Source organism: uncultured Rothia sp. (assembly GCF_916049665.1).
Taxonomy (GTDB): Bacteria; Actinomycetota; Actinomycetes; order Actinomycetales; family Micrococcaceae; genus Rothia.
Window position 1 is genome coordinate 1 of record NZ_CAJZIE010000030.1, and the last position, 25,274, is coordinate 25,274.

Annotated in this window: 22 protein-coding genes; 13 read left to right on the forward strand and 9 right to left on the reverse strand. The window is 60.5% G+C overall.

Annotated features, from left to right (window positions below; genetic code table 11):
- From lipB to budA, 5 genes are all read left to right on the forward strand, one after another.
- Positions 1-748: lipoyl(octanoyl) transferase LipB (gene lipB / locus QZ540_RS04185; protein WP_294627994.1), on the forward strand; the 748-nt coding region annotated here is incomplete at its 5' end.
- Between the two features lie 174 nt (positions 749-922).
- A complete protein-coding gene (gene lipA, locus QZ540_RS04190; RefSeq protein ID WP_005505472.1) occupies positions 923-1,930 on the forward strand; it encodes a lipoyl synthase in 1,008 nt (335 codons plus the stop codon).
- 207 nt (positions 1,931-2,137) lie between these two features.
- Complete coding sequence (locus tag QZ540_RS04195; RefSeq protein ID WP_294627996.1) at positions 2,138-2,854, forward strand: DUF4191 domain-containing protein; 717 nt, start codon at positions 2,138-2,140, stop codon at positions 2,852-2,854.
- Between the two features lie 339 nt (positions 2,855-3,193).
- The gene (gene glnA / locus QZ540_RS04200) at positions 3,194-4,618 is read left to right on the forward strand and encodes a type I glutamate--ammonia ligase (RefSeq protein ID WP_070677974.1); all 1,425 of its coding nucleotides are present in this window, start codon (positions 3,194-3,196) and stop codon (positions 4,616-4,618) included.
- Positions 4,619-5,172: 554 nt separating this feature from the next.
- On the forward strand, positions 5,173-5,922 hold the full coding sequence (gene budA, locus QZ540_RS04205; protein WP_049361918.1) for an acetolactate decarboxylase: 750 nt from the start codon (positions 5,173-5,175) through the stop codon (positions 5,920-5,922).
- A 108-nt stretch (positions 5,923-6,030) separates the two neighbouring features.
- On the opposite strand, the gene QZ540_RS04210 is transcribed toward budA, so the two are convergent.
- Together QZ540_RS04210 and QZ540_RS04215 are read right to left on the reverse strand one after the other, a co-directional pair.
- A complete protein-coding gene (locus QZ540_RS04210) occupies positions 6,031-6,459 on the reverse strand; it encodes an HIT family protein (RefSeq protein WP_294627997.1) in 429 nt (142 codons plus the stop codon).
- A gap of 53 nt (positions 6,460-6,512) precedes the next feature.
- The gene (locus QZ540_RS04215) at positions 6,513-7,190 is read right to left on the reverse strand and encodes an MBL fold metallo-hydrolase (protein WP_049349528.1); all 678 of its coding nucleotides are present in this window, start codon (positions 7,188-7,190) and stop codon (positions 6,513-6,515) included.
- A gap of 157 nt (positions 7,191-7,347) precedes the next feature.
- Here QZ540_RS04215 and QZ540_RS04220 point away from each other — a divergent pair, with 157 nt between their 5' ends.
- Positions 7,348-7,812 carry a Fur family transcriptional regulator gene (locus QZ540_RS04220; RefSeq protein ID WP_294626528.1) on the forward strand — a complete coding sequence of 155 codons (465 nt, stop codon included), beginning with the start codon at positions 7,348-7,350 and terminating at the stop codon, positions 7,810-7,812.
- 263 nt (positions 7,813-8,075) lie between these two features.
- Here QZ540_RS04220 and QZ540_RS04225 read toward each other — a convergent pair whose 3' ends face one another.
- From QZ540_RS04225 to QZ540_RS04250, 6 genes are all read right to left on the reverse strand, one after another.
- Complete coding sequence (locus QZ540_RS04225; protein ID WP_049352576.1) at positions 8,076-8,996, reverse strand: metal ABC transporter permease; 921 nt, start codon at positions 8,994-8,996, stop codon at positions 8,076-8,078.
- Positions 8,993-9,892, reverse strand: a complete 900-nt coding sequence (locus QZ540_RS04230) for a metal ABC transporter ATP-binding protein (RefSeq protein ID WP_049354313.1) — start codon at positions 9,890-9,892, stop codon at positions 8,993-8,995. Before QZ540_RS04230 ends, QZ540_RS04225 begins: the two co-directional genes overlap by 4 nt.
- On the reverse strand, positions 9,893-10,900 hold the full coding sequence (locus QZ540_RS04235; protein ID WP_294628000.1) for a metal ABC transporter solute-binding protein, Zn/Mn family: 1,008 nt from the start codon (positions 10,898-10,900) through the stop codon (positions 9,893-9,895).
- A 352-nt stretch (positions 10,901-11,252) separates the two neighbouring features.
- Positions 11,253-12,335, reverse strand: a complete 1,083-nt coding sequence (locus QZ540_RS04240; protein ID WP_294628002.1) for a hemolysin family protein — start codon at positions 12,333-12,335, stop codon at positions 11,253-11,255.
- A complete protein-coding gene (locus QZ540_RS04245; protein ID WP_294628004.1) occupies positions 12,332-13,666 on the reverse strand; it encodes a hemolysin family protein in 1,335 nt (444 codons plus the stop codon). Before QZ540_RS04245 ends, QZ540_RS04240 begins: the two co-directional genes overlap by 4 nt.
- Complete coding sequence (locus tag QZ540_RS04250) at positions 13,657-13,857, reverse strand: hypothetical protein (protein WP_294628006.1); 201 nt, start codon at positions 13,855-13,857, stop codon at positions 13,657-13,659. The genes QZ540_RS04245 and QZ540_RS04250 overlap by 10 nt, the downstream gene beginning before the upstream one ends.
- 410 nt (positions 13,858-14,267) lie before the next feature.
- Here QZ540_RS04250 and QZ540_RS04255 point away from each other — a divergent pair, with 410 nt between their 5' ends.
- The 7 genes from QZ540_RS04255 (at position 14,268) to QZ540_RS04285 (ending at position 24,243) form a co-directional block, all read left to right on the forward strand.
- Positions 14,268-17,945 (forward strand): multifunctional oxoglutarate decarboxylase/oxoglutarate dehydrogenase thiamine pyrophosphate-binding subunit/dihydrolipoyllysine-residue succinyltransferase subunit, encoded by a 3,678-nt coding sequence (locus QZ540_RS04255; protein WP_294628008.1) that lies wholly within the window; start codon positions 14,268-14,270, stop codon positions 17,943-17,945.
- Between the two features lie 218 nt (positions 17,946-18,163).
- Positions 18,164-18,763, forward strand: a complete 600-nt coding sequence (locus QZ540_RS04260; protein ID WP_005505446.1) for a GDSL-type esterase/lipase family protein — start codon at positions 18,164-18,166, stop codon at positions 18,761-18,763.
- Between the two features lie 471 nt (positions 18,764-19,234).
- Positions 19,235-19,963 carry a sigma-70 family RNA polymerase sigma factor gene (locus tag QZ540_RS04265; protein ID WP_294628010.1) on the forward strand — a complete coding sequence of 243 codons (729 nt, stop codon included), beginning with the start codon at positions 19,235-19,237 and terminating at the stop codon, positions 19,961-19,963.
- 86 nt (positions 19,964-20,049) lie between these two features.
- Positions 20,050-20,364 (forward strand): mycothiol system anti-sigma-R factor, encoded by a 315-nt coding sequence (rsrA, locus tag QZ540_RS04270; RefSeq protein WP_294628012.1) that lies wholly within the window; start codon positions 20,050-20,052, stop codon positions 20,362-20,364.
- A 247-nt stretch (positions 20,365-20,611) separates the two neighbouring features.
- A complete protein-coding gene (aroA, locus tag QZ540_RS04275) occupies positions 20,612-22,093 on the forward strand; it encodes a 3-phosphoshikimate 1-carboxyvinyltransferase (protein ID WP_294628013.1) in 1,482 nt (493 codons plus the stop codon).
- Positions 22,094-23,221, forward strand: a complete 1,128-nt coding sequence (gene rsgA / locus QZ540_RS04280; protein ID WP_070688499.1) for a ribosome small subunit-dependent GTPase A — start codon at positions 22,094-22,096, stop codon at positions 23,219-23,221.
- An 80-nt stretch (positions 23,222-23,301) separates the two neighbouring features.
- Positions 23,302-24,243, forward strand: a complete 942-nt coding sequence (locus tag QZ540_RS04285; RefSeq protein WP_294628014.1) for an inositol monophosphatase family protein — start codon at positions 23,302-23,304, stop codon at positions 24,241-24,243.
- A gap of 121 nt (positions 24,244-24,364) precedes the next feature.
- Here the strand turns inward: QZ540_RS04285 and QZ540_RS04290 are convergent, their stop codons facing one another.
- Positions 24,365-24,970: a hypothetical protein gene (locus tag QZ540_RS04290; protein WP_294628015.1), complete on the reverse strand. Its 606-nt coding sequence runs from the start codon at positions 24,968-24,970 to the stop codon at positions 24,365-24,367.
- Positions 24,971-25,274 lie beyond the last annotated feature (304 nt).

Consider the following 25,274-nt stretch of genomic DNA (forward strand, 5'->3'; position numbering starts at 1 on the left):
ACGTGATTCAGGGCGCCCTAATTTTCTTCCCTCCACTAGCAGTACTAAGGTAGAAAGTATGTCTGTGACGATTGAACGCGTGGGCTTCGCCCCGAACTATGTGAACTATGTTGAGTGCTTGGACGAGCAGTACCGCATCCACGATGAGGTGGCTAACCGCACCCGCCAGAATACGATTCTTCTGCTTGAGCATGAGGCAGTGATTACCGCGGGTAAACGCACCGAAGACCACGAGTATCCCGCAGACAAGTCCACCCCCGTCGTCAAGATTGACCGCGGCGGCAAGCTGACCTGGCACGGCCCCGGCCAGCTGACTGCTTACCCGATTCTGCGTCTGCCCGAGCCCATTGACGTGGTGGCGTATGTGCGCATCGTTGAGGAGATCATCATTAATGTCCTGGCTGGTCTGGGCATTAAGGGTGAGCGTGTTGAGGGCCGTAGCGGCGTGTGGATTCTGGGCGACGGTGTCACCCAGGACAAGAAGATCGCCGCACTGGGCATGCGTGTTTCGCGTAACACCACCATGCACGGCTTCGCGATTAACTGTTGCAACGACCTGGCGCCTTTCGCACAGTTCATTCCCTGCGGTATTAGCGATGCGGGTGTCACCTCCATTTCGGAGCAGCTGGGTCGCACCGTGACCCCCGCCGATATTTTGGAGCCGTTGGAGGCGGAGCTGGTGAAGTACCAGGACCGCCTGGCGGAGTCCTTCGAGCCCGTCACCGCACAGGATAAGGCGCAGGACTAAGTACAGGACCAGCCGCAGGGCTAGAGCGCAGAGCTAGACGCTGAACGAGCCGCGCACCGCGCATCCGGGTTCGTTCGTCATATACGAAAATCAGTTTCACCTACGCCTGAGCGGGCGTAAAATAGAAGGTGGCCCACCTGCACAGAGGGCACACCGAGACCAAGGAGAAGACTTTTGAGCACCGCACCTGAAGGACGCAAGCTACTGCGTGTGGAGGCCCGCAACGCTGAGGTTCCCATTGAGAAGAAGCCTCACTGGATTAAGACCAAGGCTATTGTTGGCCCCGAATACAACGAGATGCGCGAGCTGGCTCGTGGTCAGGGTCTGCACACCGTGTGTGAAGAGGCTGGCTGCCCCAATATTTATGAGTGCTGGGAAGACCGTGAGGCAACCTACCTGATTGGTGGCTCCGAGTGCACCCGTCGCTGCGACTTCTGCAATATTGCGACCGGTAAGCCCGTTGCTGTGGATTACGCTGAGCCGTTCAAGGTTGCGAAGAACGTGAAGGTCATGGGTCTGCGTTACGCCACCGTGACCGGTGTTGCTCGTGACGACTTGGAAGACGGCGGTGCGTGGCTGTACGCAGAGACTACCCGTCAGATTCACAAGATGTGCCCGAACACCGGCGTTGAGATGCTCGTCCCCGACTTCAAGGGTGTTCCCGAGCATGTTCAGAAGGTCATTGACGCTAAGCCTGAGGTGTTCGCGCACAACCTGGAGACCGTTCCCCGTATCTTCCGTCAGATTCGCCCGGCGTTCCGTTACGAGCGTTCCCTGGACGTTATTACCCAGGCTAAGGAAGGCGGCATGGTCACCAAGTCCAACCTAATTCTGGGTATGGGCGAGACCGATGACGAGATTTACGAGGCGCTGTGCGATCTGCACGATGCTGGCTGTGACATCATTACCCTCACCCAGTACCTGCGCCCCGGTCCGCTCTTCCACCCGATTGAGCGTTGGGTGAAGCCGCAGCAGTTCGTGGACTTTGCGAACATGGCTGAGGAGATTGGTTTCGCTGGCGTTATGGCGGGCCCGATGGTTCGTTCTTCGTACCGTGCAGGTCGCCTGTGGGCTCGTGCAATGCGCAAGAACGGTTACCCGATCCCCGAGAACCTGGCTCACATTGAGGGTGAGGGCGCTGCTCTGCAGGAAGCCTCCTCCCTGGTGGCTGCAGGCTACTAAGCCTTTTCAGAATCTGTCTGAGAGCGTTGAGGCTCTTCGAACCCGGTATTCATCCGGTGTTCGGGGAGCCTCCCCTTATGCCCCGCCCCTTGTGCGGGTAGGGTAAACTAGAAAAATTGCAGGCATACACTGCATCGTTACGTCACTATGGTTCCGTGAGCGTTTGAGGCGCTTCGGGGCCGCGGAAGAACCAGCCGAGGAAGAATCGTGGCAGATAAGCGCGAAGAGAAGAAAAAGAAGAAGGAACGCACTCCGGGCACTTTCGCCCAGATGAAGCAGGTCTACCAGATGACCAAGAAGTCCGACCCGAATATCGGTTGGATTCTGAGTCTGTCGGCTCTGGGCACCCTTTTGGTTTTCCTCCTCATCGGTATTGCCCTGAATAACTGGATTACTTTCCTGATTCTGGGTCTGGGTGTTGCCGCTATTGTGGCGATGCTTCTGCTGGGTCGCCGCGCGCAGACTGCGGCTTTTGCTCAGATTGAGAACCAGCCCGGTCGTAGTGGTGCGGCGATGAACTCGGTGCGCCGCGGTTGGATCGTTGAGGAGCAGCCCGTTGCTGCGAACCGTCACCAGGATCTGGTGTTCCGTGCGCTGGGCCGTCCCGGTATTGTGCTGGTGACCGAGGGCCCTCACAGCCGCGTGAACTCGCTGGTGAACACTGAGAAGAAGCACCTGGCTCGTGTGGCTCCGGGCGTTCCGGTTCACGTGATTGAGACCGGTCACGATGAGGGTCAGGTTGAGCTCAAGGACGTTGTGAAGACCATGAACAAGCTTCCGAAGGCTCTGACTCAGCAGGAGATGCAGGTTGTTTCGGGTCGTCTGAGCACCCTGAACACTATGCGTAACCCGATGAACGGCCTGCCGAAGGGCGTTGACCCGATGCGTGCTCGCCCCGATCGTCGTGCGATGCGCGGCCGCTAAGCGAGGCGCTGATATAAGGTTTTGAAGGCTCCGGCTCTTCCCGTGTGGGGAGGGTCGGAGCCTTTTTATTACGCCCGATTATTGCCCTGCTGCTGGCGTTGCTATTGCCCTTGATACGGGGCGTTAGCGGCTGCGCTGTGTTTCGTGAAGCAACATAGATGTAACTCCTTTCCAGGATTTGTAACATTACCGAAACACGATAGTCACGCACGCGCAAAAAATAACCACTATGCTTGATATGTCACAGGGTTTTGCCCGCGGCCAAAAACTAAACCAAAGACTGAACGTGATGAGGGAAGATACCCTCCTGCACCGTCAGTCGAACAAGGAGCAGTCCTCATGTTTACCAGCCCCCAGGAAGTTCTCGACTTTATCAAGAACGAAGAAGTAGTCTTCGTTGATATCCGATTCACCGACATGCCCGGCGTGCAGCAGCACTTCAACCTGCCCGCTAAGGCAATCGATGACGATTTCTTCGTCAACGGCCAGCTTTTTGATGGCTCCTCCATTCGCGGCTTCCAGGGCATTGCTGAGTCCGATATGCAGCTGATTCCCGATGTTCAGTCCGCATACGTTGACCCCTTCCGCATTGAGAAGACCCTGGTCATCATCTGCTCCATCGTGAACCCCCGCACCGGTGAGCCCTACCACCGTGACCCCCGCGGCGTTGCTGAGCGCGCCGAGGCATACCTGCAGTCCACCGGCATTGCAGACACCGCGTTCTTCGCATCCGAGGCTGAGTTCTTCGTCTTCGAGGACGTCCGCTACCAGGTCGAGCCGAACTCCGTATTCTTCAAGATTGACTCTGACGAGGCTCCCTGGAACACCGGCCGCAAGGAAGAGGGCGGCAACCTGGGTAACAAGACCCCCGTCAAGGGCGGCTACTTCCCCGTCTCCCCCGTCGACAAGCAGGCTGACCTGCGTGACGCAATGTGCGTAGCAATGGACGAGGTTGGCCTCGAGGTTGAGCGTAGCCACCACGAGGTGGGCGCAGCCGGCCAGGCGGAGATCAACTACAAGTTCGACACCCTTACCAAGGCTGCTGACGACCTGCTGAAGTTCAAGTACGTCATCAAGGGCACCGCAGACGCATGGGGCAAGTCCGTGACCTTCATGCCCAAGCCCGTCTTCGGCGACAACGGCTCCGGTATGCACTGCCACCAGTCGCTGTGGCAGAACGGTGAGCCCCTCTTCTACGACGAGCGCGGCTACGCTAACCTCTCCGACACCGCACGCTGGTACATTGGCGGTCTGATTGAGCACTCCTCCGCTGTTCTGGCGTTCACCAACCCGACCGTGAACTCTTACAAGCGTCTGGTTCCCGGCTACGAGGCTCCCATCAACATGGTGTACTCGCAGGGTAACCGTTCCGCTGGTATCCGTATTCCGATTACCGGCACCAACCCGAAGGCTAAGCGTCTGGAGTTCCGTGCACCGGACCCCTCGGCTAACCCCTACTTCGCATTCGCTGCTCAGCTGATGGCTGGTCTGGACGGTATCCGCAACCGCATTGAGCCGCCGGCACCCATCGACAAGGACCTGTACGAGCTGCCCGCCGAAGAGGCTAAGGATATCAAGAAGGCTCCGGCTAACCTGGAGGAGGCTCTGGCTGCTCTGGAGGCTGACCACGACTTCCTGCTCGAGGGCGGCGTGTTCACCGAGGACCTGATTCAGGCATGGATTGACTACAAGCGTAAGAATGAGCTGGAGCCCCTCTCGCTGATTCCGCACCCGCTTGAGTACCAGCTGTACTACGGCGTCTAATTTTCGTTCCTGAGCTGCACCCCGTTCCGGGGTAAGTTCTGGATAGCGCACAACGGCCTATACGTTCTTTTGGGAGCGTATAGGCCGTTGTTGTGTCTGCTGGCGTATCTCTGCGGGCGGTTGTCTTGGTGTAGCGTGTTTGGTGACAGTCCGTGTCCACTATTTTTTGCTCTGGATGCGCGGAGAGCACCGTAGTTGCGCTTAGAGCCGCTCTAAGGTCTAAGCTGTTGGTGCTGGCGTTCTTTCCCTTTTTGTCGTGCAACCGGAGGGAACGCCAGTCTATTTTTATGCCCTTGTGCAGTTGACTGCTTTCAGCGGGCTAGAGGTCACATCATAAGATGTTGGCCCACTGACCGGTAGGTATGTTCGCAGGCGGGCGTACAATGAAAGTACGTGCGCCCGGCCGGCGGCACCTACGAATTCCGCGAGAAACGACACCACAACGCCGTGTTCTCCCCACCGCCCTTCCCCTTTTCAGCATCTGCTGGGGCGAGTATCGCTGATGACCGACCGACCCGTCCGACGCCGCATCCACTGTAACGAGGAGAAATCTCATGGCATATCAGCCGACCATCCTAAACGGTGAAACTGTTTTCCGTAACGAAGTTTTTCAGACCGGACTCATGTCCCAGCTGCTGGACGGCATCTACGATGGTGAGATGACCATCGGTGAGCTCCTGAGCCACGGCAACTTCGGTGTGGGTACCTTCAACGGCCTCGACGGCGAAATGGTCGTCCTCGACGGCGTCTGCTACCAGGTGCGTCACGACGGCTCCGTATCCCTGCCCGACCTGCGCCAGCAGACCCCCTACGCCGTGGTCACCAACTTCGTGCCCATGATTAAGCGCGAACTGCCGCTGAACCTGCTGCGTAAGTCTGCCTCGCAGATTCTGGATGACTTCACCGTCTCCAAGAACTACATGTACGCCATCAAGATTTACGGCGAGTTCGAATGGGTCCGCACCCGCACCGTCATCAAGCAGGAGAAGCCCTACCCGAAGATGGTTGCGGCCACCGAGAATGAGGACATTGTCCAGTTCGATAACGTGACCGGCACGATTGTTGGCTTCCGCACCCCGATCTACGAGCAGGGCATCTCGGTGCCCGGCTGCCACGCCCACTTTATCGATGATGAGCGCGTTCAGGGCGGCCACGTGGTCGACTTCAAGCTGCGCTCGGCAAAGGTCGAGATTTGCCCCGGTACCGGTCTGCAGCTGCACCTGCCGCTGACCCCCGAGTTCTCCTCCGCTAACCTCTCTCCCGAGGACCTGGCTGAGCAGATCTCCAAGGCTGAAAAGCACTAAGTTTCTTTCCCACCGGGATACAGCAACGGGCTATATTACCGAAGGAGCCGCCCTCTACTGTTCTGTAGAGGGCGGCTCCTTCGTGTTTATACGCGCTGTAAAGGGCGCTTACGCCTCCGGCACGAACTCACCGTGGCCGCGCTCGCGCAGGGCGGCACGCACCTTCTCAGCGGCCGCATCCAGCTCTTCGGCGGTAGCATCCTTCTTCGCGTTAGCGGGATCGTAATCAGCCATGCCGTCAGCCGGGAACAGGTGGATGTGGGTGTGCGGAACGTCGAAGCCCGCAATCATCAGAGCCACACGGTCTTTATCAAACGCCTGATCCAGGGCACCAGAAATCTTGTGCGCCACAGCGAACAGGTGCGCCGCCAGTTCAGCCGGCAGGTCGGGCCAACGGTCAATCTCAGCGCGGGGAACGAGCAGCAGGTGACCTTCTGACAGAGGCATGATGTCCATGAACGCCACGCACTGGTCGTCCTTCCAGACGAAGCGGCCGGGAATCTCGCCCTCAATAATCTTGGTAAAAATCGTGCTCACAATACTCTCCTTCATGCGCCGTCATCGGCGCGTTTGAAGCTCAACGGTCAGGCTTACGCCTCAACCTCAATACTCTCACCGGGGTTCAGGTGCTTCAGCTCAGTGCCGTACTTCGCACCGAAGTTCGTCACCAGGCCTTCAATAATGCCGGTGCCATTCTGATTAATCATGCCGTTGTGAATCGGAACCACACGCTGCGCGCCGGTCGCAATCACAAAATCGATGACTTCCTGAACCTTCGACCAGGGGGCGTGAATCGGCACCAGGACGGTATTTGCACGCACGCGGTGAGGAACCACCAGCGAGTCACCCGGGTGGTACACGGCACCGTTAATCAGGTAACCAACGTTAGCGATGGTCTGAATCAGCGGGTGAATCAGGGCGTGCTGACCGCCGTAGGTCTTCACCTCAAAACCGGGGATGCTGAACTCAGAATCAGAGGAAACAACGGTAACCTCGGCAGCAGGCACAGCCTCCTTGATGACCTGGGCTACAGCCTCGGGAGCCCAAATCTTCAACGGGTTCTGCGACTCGGCGCGCTGAGCAATCAGCGGCAGCACCGACGGGCCATCAAAATGGTCCGGATGTGCGTGAGTCACGAACAGGTAATCGGCGCCTTCCAGCGCGGTGGCGTGTTCGCCTTCTGCGGCAAAGTTACCGGGGTCAAGAACGAGGGTGCGCCCCTCATTTTCAAGGCGGATACATGAGTGGGTGTACTTCGTCATTTTCATAGTTTTAGTCTACCGCGAACCTCCACACCCGCCCCGAGGCGGCTTCAACTTTTGAGATAAAGCGCAAATCAACCACCTTTTGAACGCCTCTAGTGTAAAGTCGTAAGACAAGATCGACCACACAATGGGGCGGAAATCCGCTCCGAAAGGTTCAGCAATGGACACTCATATTCCCGTACGGAGAATTACGAAGCCCGCCGAAGCCCGAAATACCCGCCAGCGTCGCATCATCAAGGCGACCATGGAAGAGCTCGGCGATTTCATCTCAGCACAGGATCTGCACCTGACCCTCGCGAACCGCAAGGAACAGGTCTCTCTCGCAACTACCTACCGTGTACTGCAGTCGCTGGCTAACGCCGGCGAGCTCGACTCGGTCAAGGGCATTGAAGGTGAGACCCTGTACCGCCACTGCCAGGTGAAAGATCACCACCACCACCTGCTCTGCCGCCGATGCGGCACCGCCATTGAGCTGGAAGCACCCGCCCTCGAGGACTGGGCACTGGCGATGGGCAAGCAGCACGGCTTCTCGGAGCTGGAGCACGTGGTAGAAGTGACCGGCTACTGCCCGGACTGCACTTTAGCACGTCGCGAGGAAGAAGCGCAGGGCGGCACTGCACGCTAACGTTGCAGGCCAAGCCGCAACCTCTAAGCCCCTCATCTGAGGAGCTATCCCCCATCGAGGGAAAACCTTCTCAACGAAGGAAACGGCGCCTTCAAGATCTTTGACGCCGCTACAGCACGACACACAGGGCATCTGAACAAGGCAACGCCACACAGACTAAGCCCACGCCGCACCGGGAGAAACCCCTTTTCACAGCGGCATCCACATGCACGACAACGAAAGAGCCCCACCTCATTCCCGAGGTGGGGCTCTTTCTATAGGTCCTATGCCTTCTCAGTCAGCTGACGGCCCGACGCGCTATGGCGACGCTTCACGCCACCAATCACACGGCACACCACATAAATCAGGAAGGAAATACTGGTCACGTAGGGGCTAATCGGCAGCGAACCAGCAAGAGCCAGCAGAATACCGCCCACGATGGACGCCTCCGCGAACAGCACCGACAGGATTAGGGTGCGCACCGGAGATGCCGTCACCTGCATCGCCGCAGCCGCCGGAGTAATCAGCAGCGCCAGCACCAGCAGCGAACCGACCACCTGCACCGACAGCGCCACAGCAATACCCAGAATCACCATGAACACCAGGGACAGGAAGCGCATCGGCACACCCTTAGCGCGAGCGACCTCCGGGTCCAGGGAGGCGAAGCTCAGCGGGCGCCACACCATCACCAGCAGGGAAATAATAACCACCGCACCAATAATCATGGTGTGCAGCTGGTCGGCATCCACGGACACGATCTGACCGGTCAGCAGACCGAACTTATTCGCGCTACGGCCCTGGTACAGGGAGAGGAAGAGAATACCCAAGCCCAAGCCGAACGGCATGAGCGCACCAATCACCGAGTTCGAATTGCTCGCCTTAGAGCCCAGAAAGGCAATCAGCAGAGCCGAGGCAATCGAACCGACCATGGAGCCGGTCACCACGTCATAGCCGAGCAACAGGGCAAGGGCTGCACCCGCGAAAGACATTTCAGAGACGCCGTGCACCGCAAAGGCGTGGTCGCGCATCATCACGAAAATACCGACGAAACCACCGATAAGGCCCAGAACAGCGCCAGCAAAAATGGAGTTCTGCAGCATCTGCAGCAGCTCACCATAGCGGTCAAAGACGAAGATACGGGAGAGCAAATCATTCTGTGCGGCGGCAACCGGTGCCAGAGCGGGGAGGGAAGCAAGAATGGTCATCGAGTGGTTCCTCCCGGAAGGTGTAGGGTGCGCTGCGGTTCAGAAAGACCAGACTTCAGGTGGGAGCCGTGAATGTTCTGGTCGGTGCCCTCAATATGGCAGTGGTCGCTGGCGTGAGTCTCGCCCACCACCACGTAACGACCATTAGACTTGAGCACGCTCACCGGGGTTCCGTACAGGGAGGTGAGAGTCTCGCTGGTCATGACCTCTTCCACCGAACCGACCGTGAAACGGCCATTCGCCAGGTAAAGAACGCGATCCACATGCTCAATGATGGGGTTGATTTCGTGGGTCACGAACACCACCGCCACGCCGCGTTCACGGTTGAACCGGTGAATCAGCTCAGCCACCGCGTACTGGTGGTTGAGGTCCAGGGAGAGTAGCGCCTCGTCAGCCAGCAGAATCTTCGGGTCGTTCGCGAGCGCCTGAGCGATACGCAGGCGCTGCTGCTCACCGCCGGAGAGAAGGCCCACCGGCACGTTCGCGTACTCGGTTGCGCCGACGGCTTCGAGGAGCTCGTCCACCTTGGCGCGGTATTTGCGGCCGTGCAGGCGGATGCCCCAGCGGTGCCCGTCCACGCCAAGTCCCACCAGGTCGCGGGCGCGCATCGGGGTGGAGGTGGGGATGGACTTCTGCTGCGGTACGTAGCCGACGCCGGCGTTGCCTAGGCGTGCGGGCTTGCCGAGCACAGAGATGTCGCCGGCGTTGAGTCCGGTCAGGCCGAGAACGACTTTGAGGAAGGTGGACTTGCCGGAGCCGTTGGGTCCGAGCACGGCGAAGTATTCGCCCGCGCCGATGTCGAGGGTTAGATCTTTCCAGAGGGTGCGGGCCCCGAAAGCGAGGCTACCCCCGCGAATGGAAATCGCGGGGGTGGCACCGTTATTGTTGTCAGTCACTTAGGAGAGCGCCTTTTCGAGGTTGCTGACGTTGGTCTTCATCCATGCCAGGTAGTTGGTGTTTTCCGGCAGGGTTTCGGTGAAGGATACGTAGTTCACCGAGGCGTCCTTAGCTGCCTGCAGCACCTCGTTGGTCTGGGAGGTGGAGGTCTGCTCGTTGTAGGCGAGCAGCTGGACCTTCTTCTCGGTGACCATGTCCTTGGTTTCCTTCAGGACGAGGGCGGGGACGTCGTTGCCGGCTTCGGCTGCCTCAGCGAATTCGCTGGGGGTTGCGTTCTCTGCGCCGGTGGAGGAAATCAGGTAGTCCGGCACGGGCTCGGTGGACAGGTACTTCTTACCTTCACCGGCGATTGCCTTGGCGGTGGTGTCCAGTGCGTCCAGTTCCTTGGAGAAGGTGGATGCGTTGGTGCGGAACGCCTCAGCGTGTGCGGAGTCGAGGCCTGCGAGCTCTTCAGCAATCTGCTGGGCGACCTTCTTCATGGTTTCGAAGTCGTACCAGAGGTGCTCGTTGAACTCGTGTGCGTGGGCGTGGTCGCCGCCGTCTTCGTGGTGTTCGCCGCCGCGGTGGTCCTCGACCAGGTGGGTGTATTCGGCGTCGGTGAGCTTGCCGCTGACCTTGACCGCGTTCACGATCTTCTGGGAGGTGTTGTCCTTGCCGGCGAGGTCTTCGAGGAACAGGTCGTAGCCTGCGCCGTTGATGACGATCAGGGATGCGTCCTTTGCCTTGAGGCGGTCGGCGCTGGTGGCTTCGTAGGAGTGGGGGTCGGTGCTGGTGGAGGTGATGAGCGCGGTGACCTCGATGTAGTCGCCGCCGACCTGCTTGGCGATGTCTGCGTAGACGTCGGTGGATGCGACGACCTTCACCTTGCCGTTGTTGGAGCCAGCCGAGGAGGACGAACCGGATGAGGTGCTGTTCTCGGTTGCGCAGCCTGCCAGCAGCAGGGAGGACGCGGCGAGTGAGCCCATTGCGGTGAGGAAGTGCTTGCGGGTGATCTTCGGGTGCGACATGAGGGCTCTCTTTCGGTTCGTTCTAGTCTGTAGGTTCCTTAACTACATCATGCGCACACCCGTATAAACAACTCTTTATTGGTGTCATTTGGGTGCTGTTAGGCAACCCTTTTCCCTGTCAGTAGCTTATGCAACAGGGAAAGTTAGCTCAGCCTACTGCGCTCCCCCGCAGCCGCTTCATCCAGCCGCTTCATCCCGCCGTCTGAGAGTGCCCCTTGGGTGCATCCATAAGCCGTTTCTGACCGCAAAACAGCCCGCCCCGCGCCCTCCTTGACGAGGGCACCGGGCGGGCTGTGTGTTCAAGATTTCCCTGTTTTATTCGGGGTATCTCACGATGCGGCTACTGAGCTTATTACTGGGCTTCGCGTGCCTGCTGTCGGCGTACACGCTCACGCACCGCGTCCTGGGTGGTGTCGTTGATTTCGCCGACGAGCTCCTCCAGCACGTCTTCGAGGAAGACCACGCCGAGGGTTACGCCGTGCTCATCCATAACCTGCGCGATATGGGTTCGGCTGCGCTGCATGGAGGCGAGCGCATCGTCAATATCGGTGGTCGGGGTGAGCGTATCCAGGGAGCGCAGCTTGTACCAGGGGAAGGGCTCCTCGAACCGCTCGGGGGCGATGGCGAGGGCGTCCTTCACGTGCAGGTAGCCCATGTAGGTTCCGTCGCTGTCGGTAATGACGAAGCGGGAGTAGCCGCTGCGTGCCACGGCGCGTTCCAGTTCGGCGGGGGTGCTGCCGAAGGGCAGGGTGACGAGCTTATCGCCGGGCACCATGATTTCGTAGACGTCCTTCTCGGTGAATTCGAGGGCGCTTTCAATCACGCCGGCGTCGTCTTCCACGGTGCCTTCCGCGGTTGAGGTTGCCACGATGGTCTGCAGCTCGCCCAGGGTGAAGGTGGAGGCGACCTCATCCTTCGCTTCGACCTTCATGAGCGCCAGCAGCTTATTGGACAGGTTGTTCAGCAGGGCGACCACGGGGGCGAAAATCTTGGAGAAGGTCACCAGGGTCGGCACAATCCAGAGAGCCACACCGCGGGCCGCGAGGGTCACGGCGGCGTTCTTGGGAACCATCTCGCCAAAGATCACATGCAGGTAGGTGACCAGGATTAGGGTGATGCCGAAGGCGAGCACGTCCACGATGGCGTGGGGCAGGCCGACCAGGTGCAGGGGCACTTCCAGCAGGTGGTGCAGCGCCGGCTCTGAGACGTTCAGAATCAGCAGCGAGCAGATGGTGATGCCCAGCTGGCAGGTGGCGAGCATGAGCGAGACGTTCTCTAGGGCGTAGATGACGGTCTGCGCTCGCTTGTTGCCTTCTTCGGCGAGCGGGTCGATTTGCGCTCGTCGGGTGGACATGATGGCGAATTCACCGGCGACGAAGAAGGCGTTACCGGCGAGCAGGATGACGAGCAGTGCGATGGCTACCCAGTCGTTCATGCGTTGCCTCCCTTCTCGGTCTGTTCCTGTGCGCTAGGTGCGGGGGTGAATCGGATGCGGTCGACGCGGCGGCCTTCGAGGGTGTCGACGCGCAGGGTACCGCCGGATACGGGGACGCTGTCGCCGACTTCGGGGATGCGGCCGAGTCGTTCCATCATGAAGCCGCCGACGGTTTCGTATTCGGGGCTTTCCTCAACCTCGAGTCCGGGGATGAGGGCGTTGATTTCGTCGGGGCGGCGCAGGCCGGAGAACACCCAGTCGCCGTTGCCGTAGCGCAGGGGGCGTTCGGTGCGGCCGCGGTCGTGTTCGTCGGAGACTTCGCCGACGATTTCTTCGACGAGGTCTTCGAGGGTTGCGATGCCTGCGGTTCCGCCGTATTCGTCGAGGACCACGGCGAGCTGCAGGGCGCCCTGGCGCAGCTGGGTGAGCAGCGCGTCCAGGTGCAGGGTTTCGGGGACCTGCAGCACGTCTTCTGCGAGGGCTCCGGCTTCGAGGGTTTCGCGTACCTCCGGGGGCACGCCGACGGCCTTCTTCACGTGCACGACGCCCACGATGTTGTCGTGGTCGCCTTTGTAGAGCGGGAATCGGGAGTGGCCGGTGGAGCGCGCCAGTTCGATGACCTCGGTGACGGGCGCGGTGTCTTCAAGCATGGCGACCTGGCCGCGCGGGGTCATCACTTCGGAAGCGGTCAGCTCGGAGAAGCGCAGGGTGCGGTCCACGAAGCGTGCCGCGTCGGAGTCGAGGGTGCCTTCTTCTGCGGAGCGGCGCACCATGGAGGAGAGCTCTTCGGGGGTGCGTGCCGCGGAGAGTTCTTCTTTGGCTTCCATACCGAAGCGTCCGAGAATCCAGTTGGCGGAGCCGTTCATGACGCGCACGAGCGGGGACATGACGCGGGTGAAGGCGAGCTGTGCGGGGGCGACTCGGCGCGCCACGTCGTAGGGTTCGGCAATGGCGAGGCCCTTGGGGAGCAGTTCGCCGACGACCATGGAGAGCAGGGTTGCGATGAGCATCGCTAGCACCAGGGTGAGCACGTCGGTCACGCTGGTGGGCAGACCCAGGCTGTTGATGGCGCCGGTGGTGAGCGCCTTGATGGCGGCATCGAGGGTGTAACCGGTCAGCAGCGTGGTGATGGTGATGCCAATCTGGCAGCTGGATAGCTGAGTGGAGAGCGTCTTGAGGCAGCGCAGGACGGCGTCGGCGGCTTTATCGCCGGAGTCCTTTGCCTGCTGCACGGTGGCGGTTTCGAGCGCCACGAGGGAGAACTCTACGGCAACGAAGAAGCCCGTTCCCAGGATGAGGAGTAGGCCGATGAGCAGGAGGATTAGATCCACTCAGCCACCGCCTCCATCGACTGGTGTGCGGTGCCTTGGTTCTGGTGAAGCACTACCGCGCGGGAGGTGTCCAGATGCTGGGCACTCGAAAGCGGATTGTTTTCACGAGTAGCGGCACGGAACATGCCGGTACGGAACGCCGAGTATTCGGGCAGTATTATGCGTTGACTAGTATTCAGGGTCTTACTCAAAGGGTCATCCATACCCCATATTTTAGCGAAGGTTTCGCCCTTATCCCCCGTCTTAGGTGCCCTCTCACAGGCACACGCGTGGGCTGCGTGCACCCTCAACACCGTTTGAACTGCGTACAGTGAAAAATTGCATTGCGGATATGGCGCGATGAGCTGGAAAGTTCACCGTGATTCTCTTTACACTTATACATAGGAGCATGAGTGTGCCGCCATGCAAGCGGATGAACCCCGACGTTCACGGCACGCTAGGCAGGTTGGTACGGTGCACACCCCGCACACACAACAGCCACCAAAGGCGATGCGCACATGCTCAGCGTGATGATTCGCCCCTCGAAGACGCGGGTCGTCTATGCCGGGGAGAGTCCCGGACGCGACGGATAAATTCACACTAATTGGAAGAGGCGTTTAACGTGCCAAATCTGCCAGAACATCTGGTGCCTGAGGAATTTGCCGGTAACGAATGGTTCGTTGAAGAACAGTACGAGCGTTACCAGAAGGACAAGAACCTCGTGGACCCTTCATGGTGGCCCATTTTTGAGACCATCGACAAGGCGCTGGGAGGCGCCGGTACCGCTAGTGCAGCTCCTGTTGCGGCACCCGCCGCACCGGCTGCACCTACCGCACCTGTAGCAACTCCCGCCCCCGCGGCACCGAAGCCTGCGGCTGCGCCTGCTAACCCCACCCCTCCCGCTGCTACCAAGAAGGCTGAAACTGTGGAACCTGCTGAAGACAAGATTGTCCCCCTCCGCGGCCCTGCTAAGGCAGTCGTCACGACCATGGAAGAGTCGCTGACTGTCCCCACCGCAACCACCGTTCGTGCGGTCCCCGCAAAGCTGCTCATTGAGAACCGCGCAGCGATTAACAACTACCTGGCAAGCACCCGCGGCGGCAAGGTCTCCTTCACCCACCTGATTGGTTACGCAGTAATTCGCGCAGTGGCAGCGATGCCCTCGATGAACGTGACCTACGGCGTGGACGAGAAGGGCAAGCCCGTTGCAATCCACAACGCGCACGTGAACTTTGGTCTGGCTATTGACCTGCCCCGCCCCGATGGTTCCCGCAACCTGGTCGTTCCGAACCTCAAGGGTGCTGAGCAGCTGAGCTTCCGCGAGTTCTGGGATGCGTACAACGACATCGTTAAGCGTGGCCGTAACGGCGCGCTGACCATTGAGGACTTCCGCGGCACCACTGTTTCGCTGACCAACCCCGGTGGTATTGGTACCGTCCACTCGGTGCCCCGCCTCTCCAAGGGCCAGGCAGCGATTATCGGTGTGGGTGCGCTGGAGTACCCGGCTGAGTTCCGCGGCCTGTCCGAGAAGCTCATCACCCAGCAGGGCCTGTCCAAGATCATCACCCTGACCAGCACCTACGACCACCGTGTCATTCAGGGTGCAGGTTCCGGTGAGTTCCTGAAGCTGGTTGAGCACTACCTGCTCGGCGGCGACGACTTCTACGACGCTATCTTCCGCGACCTGAAGGTTCCTTTCGAGCCGGTTCGTTGGGCACGCGACAACCACGTCGATGACGCTCACGAGATTTCGAAGGTTGCACGTATTCAGCAGCTGATTCACGCGTACCGCGTGCACGGCCACCTGACCGCAGCAACCAACCCCGTTGGTTACAAGATGCGTTCGCACCCGGACCTGAAGCTGGAGAACTACGGCCTGACCCTGTGGGATCTGGACCGCGTCTACCCGACCGGTGGCTTCGGCGGTGCCGAGCGTCTGCCGCTGCGCACCATCCTGGAGCGCCTGCACGAGGCTTACTCCGGCTCCCTGTCCGTTGAGTACATGTACTCTGAGGACCCCGAGGTTCGTGCATGGTTCCAGGAGCGCCTGGAGCGCGGCGTTGCTAAGCCCACCCGCGAGGAGCAGCTCCGTGTTCTCTCCAAGCTGGTTGAGGCTGAGGCATTCGAGAACTTCCTGCAGACCAAGTACCTGGGTCAGAAGCGCTTCTCCCTGGAGGGCGGCGAGTCCCTGATTCCGCTGCTGGACGCTGTTCTGGACAAGGCCGCTAACAACGACCTGAAGGGCGTTGCCATTGGTATGGCACACCGCGGTCGCCTGAACGTTCTGACCAACATTGCTGGTAAGTCCTACGCTCAGATTTTCCGTGAGTTCTCCGGCACCGCAGCACCCTACGAGGGTGGCTCCGGTGACGTGAAGTACCACCTCGGTACCGAGGGTGTCTTCACCTCCGATTCCGGTAAGCAGACCCAGGTGTACGTGGCTGCTAACCCCTCGCACCTTGAGGCTGCAAACACCGTGCTCGAGGGTATCGTCCGCGCTAAGCAGGACGTCTACCGCGAGCAGGGCGTTGAGGGCCACCCGGTCCTGCCGATTCTGATTCACGGTGACGCAGCGTTCGCTGGCCAGGGTATCGTCATGGAGACCCTGCAGATGGCTGACCTGAAGGCGTACACCACCGGCGGCACCGTGCACGTTGTGGTGAACAACCAGATTGGCTTCACCACCCTGCCGAACGACGGCCGCACCGCAACCCACGCTACCGACATTGCGCGTATGACTAAGGCTCCGGTCTTCCACGTCAACGCTGATGACCCGGACGCAGTGGTTCGCGCCGCACGCCTGGCATTCGAGTACCGTGAGCGCTTCGGTCGCGACGTTGTCATTGACCTGATTTGCTACCGCCGCCGCGGTCACAACGAGGCTGACGATCCGTCGATGACCCAGCCGAAGATGTACCAGGACATCGACGCTCTGCCTTCGACCCGCACCCTGTACGCACAGGACCTGGTCGGTCGTGGCGATGTCTCTCAGGAAGAGGCAGACGAGGTTCTGGATTCCTACCACTCGAAGCTGGACGCCATCTTCGTCGAGACTCAGTCTTCGGCACCGGCTCCGACTGCTCCGCACGTTTCCGGTCTGGAACTGCCGGCTGCTCAGCAGAACACCGAGGTTGTTCACGCTGGCAAGACCGCCATCTCGCTGGAGACCTTCCAGCACATTGCTGATGCGTTCGGCAAGGCTCCTGAGGGCTTCACCATCCACAAGAAGCTGAAGAAGCTCATGGAACAGCGCGTTGAGATGGGCCGCACCGGCAACGTGAACTGGGGCATGGGCGAACTGCTCGCCTTCGGTTCGCTGCTGATGGAGGGCACCGACGTTCGTATGAGCGGTCAGGATGTTCAGCGCGGTACCTTCGTTCAGCGTCACGCTGTTCTGCACGACCACATCACTGATGAAGAGTGGTCGCCGCTGGAGCACCTCTCTGAGGATCAGGGCAAGTTCCGCATCTACAACTCCTTCCTCTCTGAGTACGGCGTTCTCGGCTTCGAGTACGGCTACTCGGTGGAGCGCCCCGACTCGCTCGTGGTGTGGGAGGCTCAGTTCGGTGACTTCGCGAACGGCGCTCAGACCATCATTGACGAGTTCGTGTCCTCCTCCGAGCAGAAGTGGGGTCAGCGCTCCTCGCTGGTCATGCTGCTTCCTCACGGCTACGAGGGTCAGGGTCCTGACCACTCCTCGGCTCGTGTTGAGCGTTACCTGCAGCTCTGCGCTGAGAACAACATGACTGTTGCATGCCCCTCGACCCCGGCTTCGCATTTCCACCTGCTGCGTCGCCACTCTCAGCACCGTCCGTACAAGCCGCTCGTGGTCATCAGCCCCAAGCAGCTGCTGCGTCTGAAGGCTGCTGCGTCCTCCATCGAGGACTTCACCGAGGGTTCGTTCCAGCCGGTGATTGGTGACCGTTCGGGTATTAACCCGGCTCAGGTTGAGCGTGTGGTCTTCGTGTCCGGTCGTCTCTACTACGATCTGGAAGCTGAGCGCGAGCGCCGCGGCGACACCAAGACCGCTATTGTCTCGGTGGAGCAGCTGTACCCGCTGCCCGAGAGCGAGATTAAGGAGCAGCTGGCTCTGTACTCGAACGCTACCGACGTTGTGTGGGCTCAGGACGAGCCTGCTAACCAGGGTCAGTGGCCGTTCATGGCTGTGAACCTGCTGCCGCTGCTGGACCGCCGTATGCGTCTTGCTTCCCGCCCCGCAGCTGCTTCCCCGGCTGCCGGTACCGGTAAGCTGCACGCAGCTGAGAACGAGGCTCTGCTCAAGCAGGTCTTCGAAGGCTAAGCCTTCTACGGCTAACCGGCTAAGGATTTAGCTGTTCAAAAACCGTCTCCCCGTCAGATGTTTCTGGCGGGGAGACGGTTTTTTAGTCTCGGATGCATACCAGAGAGGGTATTAAGTTCGAAAAGAAGCCGGTAAGCGCTTATCCTAGATATAAAGACTATTACTCACGTGCCTTGCCGCCTCTCACGGCGGGCGCATACTGCAGAAGAAAGAATTCCGTGGAGCAACGCAATATTCGAATTGTGGCAGTCGGCGATGACCTGCTCGCCGGTGTTGGCGATCCCCGTACTCTCGGCTGGTTTGGCCGTGTTATGGCGCGCACCCCGCAGACCACCGCATCCATCGCGGCATATAACCTTGCCGCACCCAATGAAGGTAGCGAGCAGCTGAACGCACGCTGGTTCGAGGAGGCGCGCCGCCGCTTCGTTCCCGGTGCTGATAACCGCCTCATTATTGCTCCGTCGACCTTTGACATTGACTTGGGTCTGACCAGCGCACGTTCGCGTTTGAACCTGGCGAACATTGTGGACATGGCGTCGCAGAACAACATTAAGGTTCTGGTTGTTGGTCCGCCGCCGACCCTGGATGCTGAGCGTAACCGTCGTATCGCCGACCTGTCGGCAGCGTACGCGGATGTGGTGACCCGCCGTAACCACGTGTACGTGGATACTTTCAACCCGCTGCTGCACCACGAGCAGTGGCGCAACGACCTTGCCGCTAATGACGGCCGTCCGGGTCAGTCCGGTTACGGTCTGATGGCGTGGCTGGTCCTGCACCGCGGCTGGTACAACTGGCTGAACATTCCTGAGCACGGCTAAGAGCCCGCTCCCCTAGTCGGACTTGGTCGGAAGAGCGAAAAGACGCGAAGAAAGTTCGTGTTTTTTCGCTCATATCCCGGTTCCAAGATGCAATCATGCCGTTTCTATGAAAAAATAGACGGCGTTGCCCTTATAGCGTGGAGCACCGGTTTCGGTGACCGCCTCTGCTAGGGCAGGTAATAGGGAGCGCGCACCGCGAAGGTGGGGCGTGCATCCATGAACACTATAAGGAGGCTCTGATGAGCAAGCGCGGTCGTAAGCGCAAGGACCGTCGTAAGGGCGGCGCAAACCACGGTAAGCGCCCCAACGCATAAGGTATCTTGCATACACTTTAAAACCCCGGCGTTTCGGATACTATTCGGACCCGGGGTTTTGCTTTACCCGCAGATCCGCTGAGTTATCTGCGGAATAAAGAGAAGAATTCTACGTTATGACAGTGAACGCCTGGCGCGTTCCTGTAGAGGAGAGAACATGGCTGAAACCAACACCGCGGCGGATACCCGCGAGCTGCGCGAACGCTTCACCGCGGACGCTATGCAGTATGTGGATCAGCTCTACGCTGCCGCCCTGCGGATGAGCCGCAACTCTGCCGATGCTGAAGACCTGGTTCAGGAAACCTATATGAAGGCGTTCGCCTCGTACCACCAGTTCACCGAGGGTACGAACCTGAAGGCGTGGCTGTACCGCATCCTGACGAATACGTACATCAATCTGTACCGTAAGCGTCAGCGTGAGCCGCAACAGTCTCAGGGTGAGACGGTGGAGGATTGGCAGCTGGCTCAGGCCGGTGAGCATGATGCGGTGGGTCTGCGTTCTGCCGAGGCGGAGGCGCTGAGCGCCCTGCCGAGCACGGAGGTTCGTGAGGCTCTGAATGAGCTGTCTGAGGATTTCCGCATGGTGGTGTACTACTCCGATGTGGAGGGTTTCGCGTACAAGGATATTGCGGAGATTCTGGATATCCCTCTGGGCACGGTGATGTCTCGTCTGCATCGTGGCCGCCGTATTCTGCGTGAGAAGCTGCTCGATTATGCGCGTGAGAACGGTCTGCGCCCGTCGACCATCGCGAAGGTAGAGGCGAAGGCTGAGGCGAAGGCGAGCGCTAAGGCGCAGTCGGCAAAGGCAGCCAAGGGCACTAAGGCAGCCAAGGACGTCAAGTCCCCGCCGGCAGGCTCTCCTCCCGAGGCGCCTGCGGCTTCTTAGCTTCGCTCTTCTACACGTGAGTTAGCCCCAGAGCCTGAGGCTACACTCCCCTAACGCTTTATACCTTCCGTGTGAAAGGAACCCCGATGTCAACCACAGACAAGAATTCTTCCATCCCCGAATCGCCTGCGGCTTCCGAACCTCTGGAGGATTGCGGCGGCATGCCCTGCTCTGCGACCCTCAAGCACCTCTACGAATTCCTCGATAGGGAGCTGAGCCCCGAGCAGCTGCGCACGATTCAGGAGCATCTGAATGCCTGCCCCGAGTGCGCGGATGTGAAGGACTTTGAACTGATGATTCGTGAGAAGATGCGTTCTTCGTGCGCTCAGCAGGCGCCCGAGCAGCTAAAGGCGCGTCTGCTGCAGGATGTGCAGAAGTTCTGCGCCGAGGCTAACCTCTAAGCTGTCCCAAGCTCTTGCCACGCTGGGGTACAGACATCCGACGATGAGTGAAGGCGGTGCACCAATGACGGTGCGCCGCCTTTCTGCATGTTGCGTTGGTTAGCGCTGTCTGGTTCACGCCGCTTATCTCATGGCTAGAGTCCTCGGCGGCTCGCAAACCCTCAACCGGTAGAATAGGGGTAGACGTCAACCGGCGCAGCGTCTCTGAGTCTGCGCCCTCCCCATGATTTGAACCAGAAGAGGATGTATGAGCGACGTAGCAGTGCAGCTTTCCCCCGGTGATTGGCCCGCTCCCCTGGCACCCGCCTCCAGCGAAGCCGCTGGCAAGAACGCGCTGGTGCATATTCCGGGTTCTAAGTCGCTCACAAACCGCTACCTGCTGCTTGCCGCTCTGGCTGATTCGCCGTCGTATTTGCGTGCGCCCCTGCATTCGCGTGATTCGGCGCTGATGATTGAGGCTCTGCGTCAGCTGGGTGCGGGCGTTGAGCTGGTGCCGACCGATTCGCCGTTCGGTCCGGATGTGAAGGTCACTCCCCTAAGCTTCGTGGAAGCTGAGCCGCGTGCTGTGTCGATTGAGTGCGGTCTTGCCGGTACCGTGATGCGTTTTGTCCCCGCCCTGGCGGCGCTGCTGCCGGGTGAGTTCGCCTTTGATGGTGACCCGCATGCCCGTCAGCGTCCGATGGGCCCGGTTCTGGAGGGTCTGCGTCAGCTGGGTGTGCAGGTGGATTGTGAGCAGGGCGAGAACGCTCTGCCGTTCGTGTTGCGTTCCCCCGGTCTGGCGAGCGCTGAGGGTGTCTCTGAGGCGCCCGTGGTTCGTATTGATGCCTCTACTTCTTCTCAGTTCGTTTCGGCTCTGCTGCTGATGGCGCCTCGCCTGCCGCAGGGCATGGTGCTGGTGCATGAGGGCTCTTCGGTGCCGTCCATCCCGCACATTCAGATGACCGTGGAGGCGCTGCGCCAGATGGGTATCCGGGTGCAGGAACACTACCCGAACCAAGGCAACGAAGCAGAGGGCGGCGAGTACCGCTGGACGGTTCATCCCGGTTCCTTCCCCGGCTTTGAGATGACCATTGAGCCGGACCTGTCGAACGCCGGTCCGTTCCTTGCCGCCGCCGTGGTTACCGGCGAGTCTGTAACTATTCCTTACTGGCCTGCCCCCGCGGCTGATTCGTCGGCGGGTACGACCCAGGTGGGCGATATGTGGCGTGAGCTTCTGCCCGCACTTGGCGCCCAGGTGAGCTACGCTGAGGGCCGTCTGACCGTGACCGGCCCCCGTGAGCTTCCCGAGGGCGATTTCTCCTTTGACCTGTCTGCCGGTGGCGAGCTGGCGCCGACCATGGCTGCCGCCTGCGCCTTCGTGAAGGGCCGCGTTGAGCTGACCGGTATTGCGCATCTGCGCGGTCATGAGACGGACCGCCTCGCAGCGCTCGCCGCCGAGATTAACCGTCTGGGAGGTAGCGCCCACGACACCGCCGATTCGCTGGTGATTGAGGCGCCCATCCCCGCTGACGCTGAGGCTGAGCAGGTTCTGGCGCGCACCTACGACGATCACCGCATGGCAACCTTCGCGGCGATTATTGGTCTGCGCCGCGGCAACGTGGTGGTGCAGAACGTTGCCACCGTCGCGAAGACCATGCCCGAATTTACCGCAATGTGGGAGGACATGCTGGCGCAGTGGCAGACCGGCGCCTCCACCGCTGATGCTACCGCCGACCAGGAGGTCTTCTAAATGGGTTCTTCCCGCATGAACGTGCGCGATTTCTCCGAATGGGACGAGTCGGATGTGCGCGTGCGCCCGAACAAGAAGGGCTCCCGCCCCCGCACGAAGGACCGCCCGACCTTCAAAGAAGCGATTCGTGGCAGGGTCATTACGGTGGACCGCGGCCGCTGGTCGGTCGTCGTTGATGAGGGTACCGAGAAGGAGCGTACCCTCATTGCGGCGCGTGCTAAGGAGCTGCGCCGCACCGCGATTGTAACCGGCGACTTTGTGGACCTGGTAGGTGACACCTCCGGTGCGAAGGATACCCTGGCGCGCATTGTGCGTCTGGGTGAGCGCACCTCGATTCTGCGCCGTAGTGCCGATGACACCGACCCGTCGGAGCGCGTGGTCGTGGCAAATGCTCAGCAGCTGGTGATTGTGGTTGCTGCGGCGAACCCGGAGCCGCGCACCGGCTTCATTGACCGTGCCGTGGTGGCTGCGTTTGACGCCGGGATTGAGCCGATCCTGTGCATTACGAAGACCGATGTGCGGTACCCGCAGAACCTGCTGGATTACTATGCGGCGAGCGGTTTGAAGATTGTGCTGTCTTCGTCTTCGGATGGTTTGGCGCCGAGTCAGGAGGGCGCTGCCGGTTTGGAGTCGGCACCGGTTCAGGAGCTTCTGCAGGAGCTGCTGGGCCAGGTGTCGGTGCTTCTGGGCCATTCGGGTGTGGGCAAGTCGACCCTGGTGAATGCGCTGACCGGCTCCGAGCGTGCGACCGGCCACGTGAACGCGGTGACGGGCCGTGGCCGCCACACTTCGTCGTCGGCGTTGGCGTTACGTCCGGTGAATGCGAATGGGGAGCCGATGGAGCCGGGCACCTGGATTATTGATACTCCGGGTATTCGTTCGTTCGGTCTGGCGCATGTGCCCCCGGAGACCGTCGTGGAGGCGTTCGTGGACCTGGCGCCCGGTGCGGCGGATTGCCCGAAGGCGTGTACTCACGCGGCTCAGGCTCCCGAGTGCGGTCTGGAGGCGTACGTTGCCGCCGGTCACGCCGGTGAGAGCGGCCCCGCCCGACTGGAGTCGCTACGTAAGCTGCTGTTGCTGACTCCTGAAGAGGGCGATTCGGAGAAGGAACTGGGCGCTCTCGTCTAGGGTTCTCTGCGGGGTTCTCTGCCCCTCCCGCACACACATTTTTGCTGACTACATCACCGATACTGAAGAAGAGCATTACTATGAGCCGTCCCCAGCAGTACACCGACGATTTGCGTCTTGCGCATATTCTTGCCGATAGCGTCGATCGTGTGAGCGCCATGCGTTTTCGTGACCGCCCGGTCTTCTCCCCCGCTTCTGAGGTGGCAGAGCCCGCGGAGGCGGCACCCGCTGCGGCACCGTTGGCGCCGTGGCAGCAGGCTACTCAGCAGCCTGCAGAACCGCAGGTACAGGAGCAGGAACCTGTCGATTACGCCTCGGGTGTGGCTCAGGAGGTTGAGGAGCTTCTGCGCGCTCAGCTGTCGCGTGTGCGTACTCGTGACGGTATTGCCGGTGAGCATGCCGGCTATAACGGTCAGGCGTCGCGCCAGTGGGTGATTGCGCCGATTGCTGAGCTGGATAATTTTCGCCGCGGCGTGCCGGTGTGGGCGACTCTGATCGCTCTGCTGGATCAGGGTGAGCCGGTGGTGGGCGTGGTGTCTGCACCCGCGCTGGGTCGCCGATGGTGGGCTGCTCGCGGTTCGGGCGCGTACACGGGTAAGTCCTTGGCGCAGGCTACTCGTCTTGAGGTGTCTTCGCTGACTCAGCTGGATCAGCTGTCTGCCGCGTACACCGACCTCGCCTCCTGGAAGGCAGCCTCTGAAGGCGCTGTGGACCGCTCTGGCGAGCTTGTACAGCTTCTGGGCTCAGTGGGTCGTTCCCGCGCGTACGGTTCGTTCTGGGCGGCGTGTATGCTCGCTGAGGGCGCGGTAGATACCGTGGTGGATGCGTCCCTATCGTTCTACGAGGTGGCGGCGCTTCTGCCGCTGATTCGTGAGGCTGGCGGCGTCGCCTCCACTCTGGAGGGCGACCTGCCCGAGCACGCGGGCGTTTCGGTCTCCGGCGTGCACCCGGTGTCCCTGGTGGCAAGTAACACGGCGGCGGTCCAGCAGCAGGTGCTGGAGGCGCTCGCGCCCCGTTCCTAGACTCTCTCCGCGCCTAGCCCCTCCCCCGATGGTGGTAGAAATATAGCGAGGCGGCGGCTTTCCGGTAAGTGGAAAGCCGCCGCCTCGCTATGTATCGCTATGAGAGCAAGCGTTGCCAGTTTTAGGACAGCATGGTGAGGGTGCCGAGCAGACCCAGCAGGCTCAGACCAGAGATGATGTACGCCAGAATGTTGAAGGTCGTCATCTTCGAGGTGTACTTGGTGACGTGACCGGCGTTCACCTTCGCCGAGTAGATGGCAAGCCAAATCGAAACACCGACCGGAATCAGACCCACGAGCAGCAGAGCAATCACCATGATGTTGGGGCTCAGACCGGAGCTATACGCAGAGGAGCTGTAACCGCGGGAGTTGAGCGTTGCTTCAGAGTGGAGTGCCGCGACCTGAACCCACGCGTAGAGGGTCAGCGCCAGGGCACCCAGGGAGGCACCGAACGCGCCGATGGAGTAGAAGTAGCCGGGGCCGCGGAAGTCGCCGGTGGTCTCGCCGTAGGGGCGGCGGTATTCAGCCGGCACGCGGTAGATGTCCGGGATGCGCTGGTAGCTGTCGTCGCGGTCGCGCACGTTAGCGGGTGCCACGCCCAGGGCGGGGCCACCGGGTGCGGCGCCGAGGGGAGCGCCGGGCGCTACGCCCACGGGGGCGCCCACGGGCTGCTGGGAGTTTGCGTTGTTCTGCTCCGGGAAGGAGGGGGCGGGAATCTGGTTTTCCATGGTGTGTCCTTGAAAGGTCGCCATAGCGGCTGCCGCATCGTAGCGGTGGTGCACCTATGAGCGACTTTTTGGGTTGCTCTCGTACATTGCCGGTGAGGTTGAATGAACAGCCAACACCGAACAACGATGTCTACCCTTCGATACTACGGCATAGGGTGCGTTTTCGTCTTCTCTGATGACGTTCTCATTACAATGCGGTCACCTGAGCACCCTCCAAGCCCACGGGTACGCCCTGAGCAGCCCCGAAAATGGGCATAAAAATACCCGGCAGGTGACGCCGTGGGGCGTCCTGCCGGGTGGTAGA

Coding starts and splice junctions, on each gene's coding strand:
- glnA (WP_070677974.1), top strand. CDS start 3,194: ATGTTTACCAGCCCCCAGGAAGTTCTCGACTTTATCAAGAACGAAGAA.
- budA (WP_049361918.1), top strand. CDS start 5,173: ATGGCATATCAGCCGACCATCCTAAACGGTGAAACTGTTTTCCGTAAC.
- QZ540_RS04215 (WP_049349528.1), bottom strand. CDS start 7,190: ATGAAAATGACGAAGTACACCCACTCATGTATCCGCCTTGAAAATGAG.
- QZ540_RS04220 (WP_294626528.1), top strand. CDS start 7,348: ATGGACACTCATATTCCCGTACGGAGAATTACGAAGCCCGCCGAAGCC.
- QZ540_RS04225 (WP_049352576.1), bottom strand. CDS start 8,996: ATGACCATTCTTGCTTCCCTCCCCGCTCTGGCACCGGTTGCCGCCGCA.
- QZ540_RS04235 (WP_294628000.1), bottom strand. CDS start 10,900: ATGTCGCACCCGAAGATCACCCGCAAGCACTTCCTCACCGCAATGGGC.
- QZ540_RS04240 (WP_294628002.1), bottom strand. CDS start 12,335: ATGAACGACTGGGTAGCCATCGCACTGCTCGTCATCCTGCTCGCCGGT.
- QZ540_RS04265 (WP_294628010.1), top strand. CDS start 19,235: ATGGCTGAAACCAACACCGCGGCGGATACCCGCGAGCTGCGCGAACGC.
- rsrA (WP_294628012.1), top strand. CDS start 20,050: ATGTCAACCACAGACAAGAATTCTTCCATCCCCGAATCGCCTGCGGCT.
- aroA (WP_294628013.1), top strand. CDS start 20,612: ATGAGCGACGTAGCAGTGCAGCTTTCCCCCGGTGATTGGCCCGCTCCC.
- rsgA (WP_070688499.1), top strand. CDS start 22,094: ATGGGTTCTTCCCGCATGAACGTGCGCGATTTCTCCGAATGGGACGAG.
- QZ540_RS04285 (WP_294628014.1), top strand. CDS start 23,302: ATGAGCCGTCCCCAGCAGTACACCGACGATTTGCGTCTTGCGCATATT.
- QZ540_RS04290 (WP_294628015.1), bottom strand. CDS start 24,970: ATGGAAAACCAGATTCCCGCCCCCTCCTTCCCGGAGCAGAACAACGCA.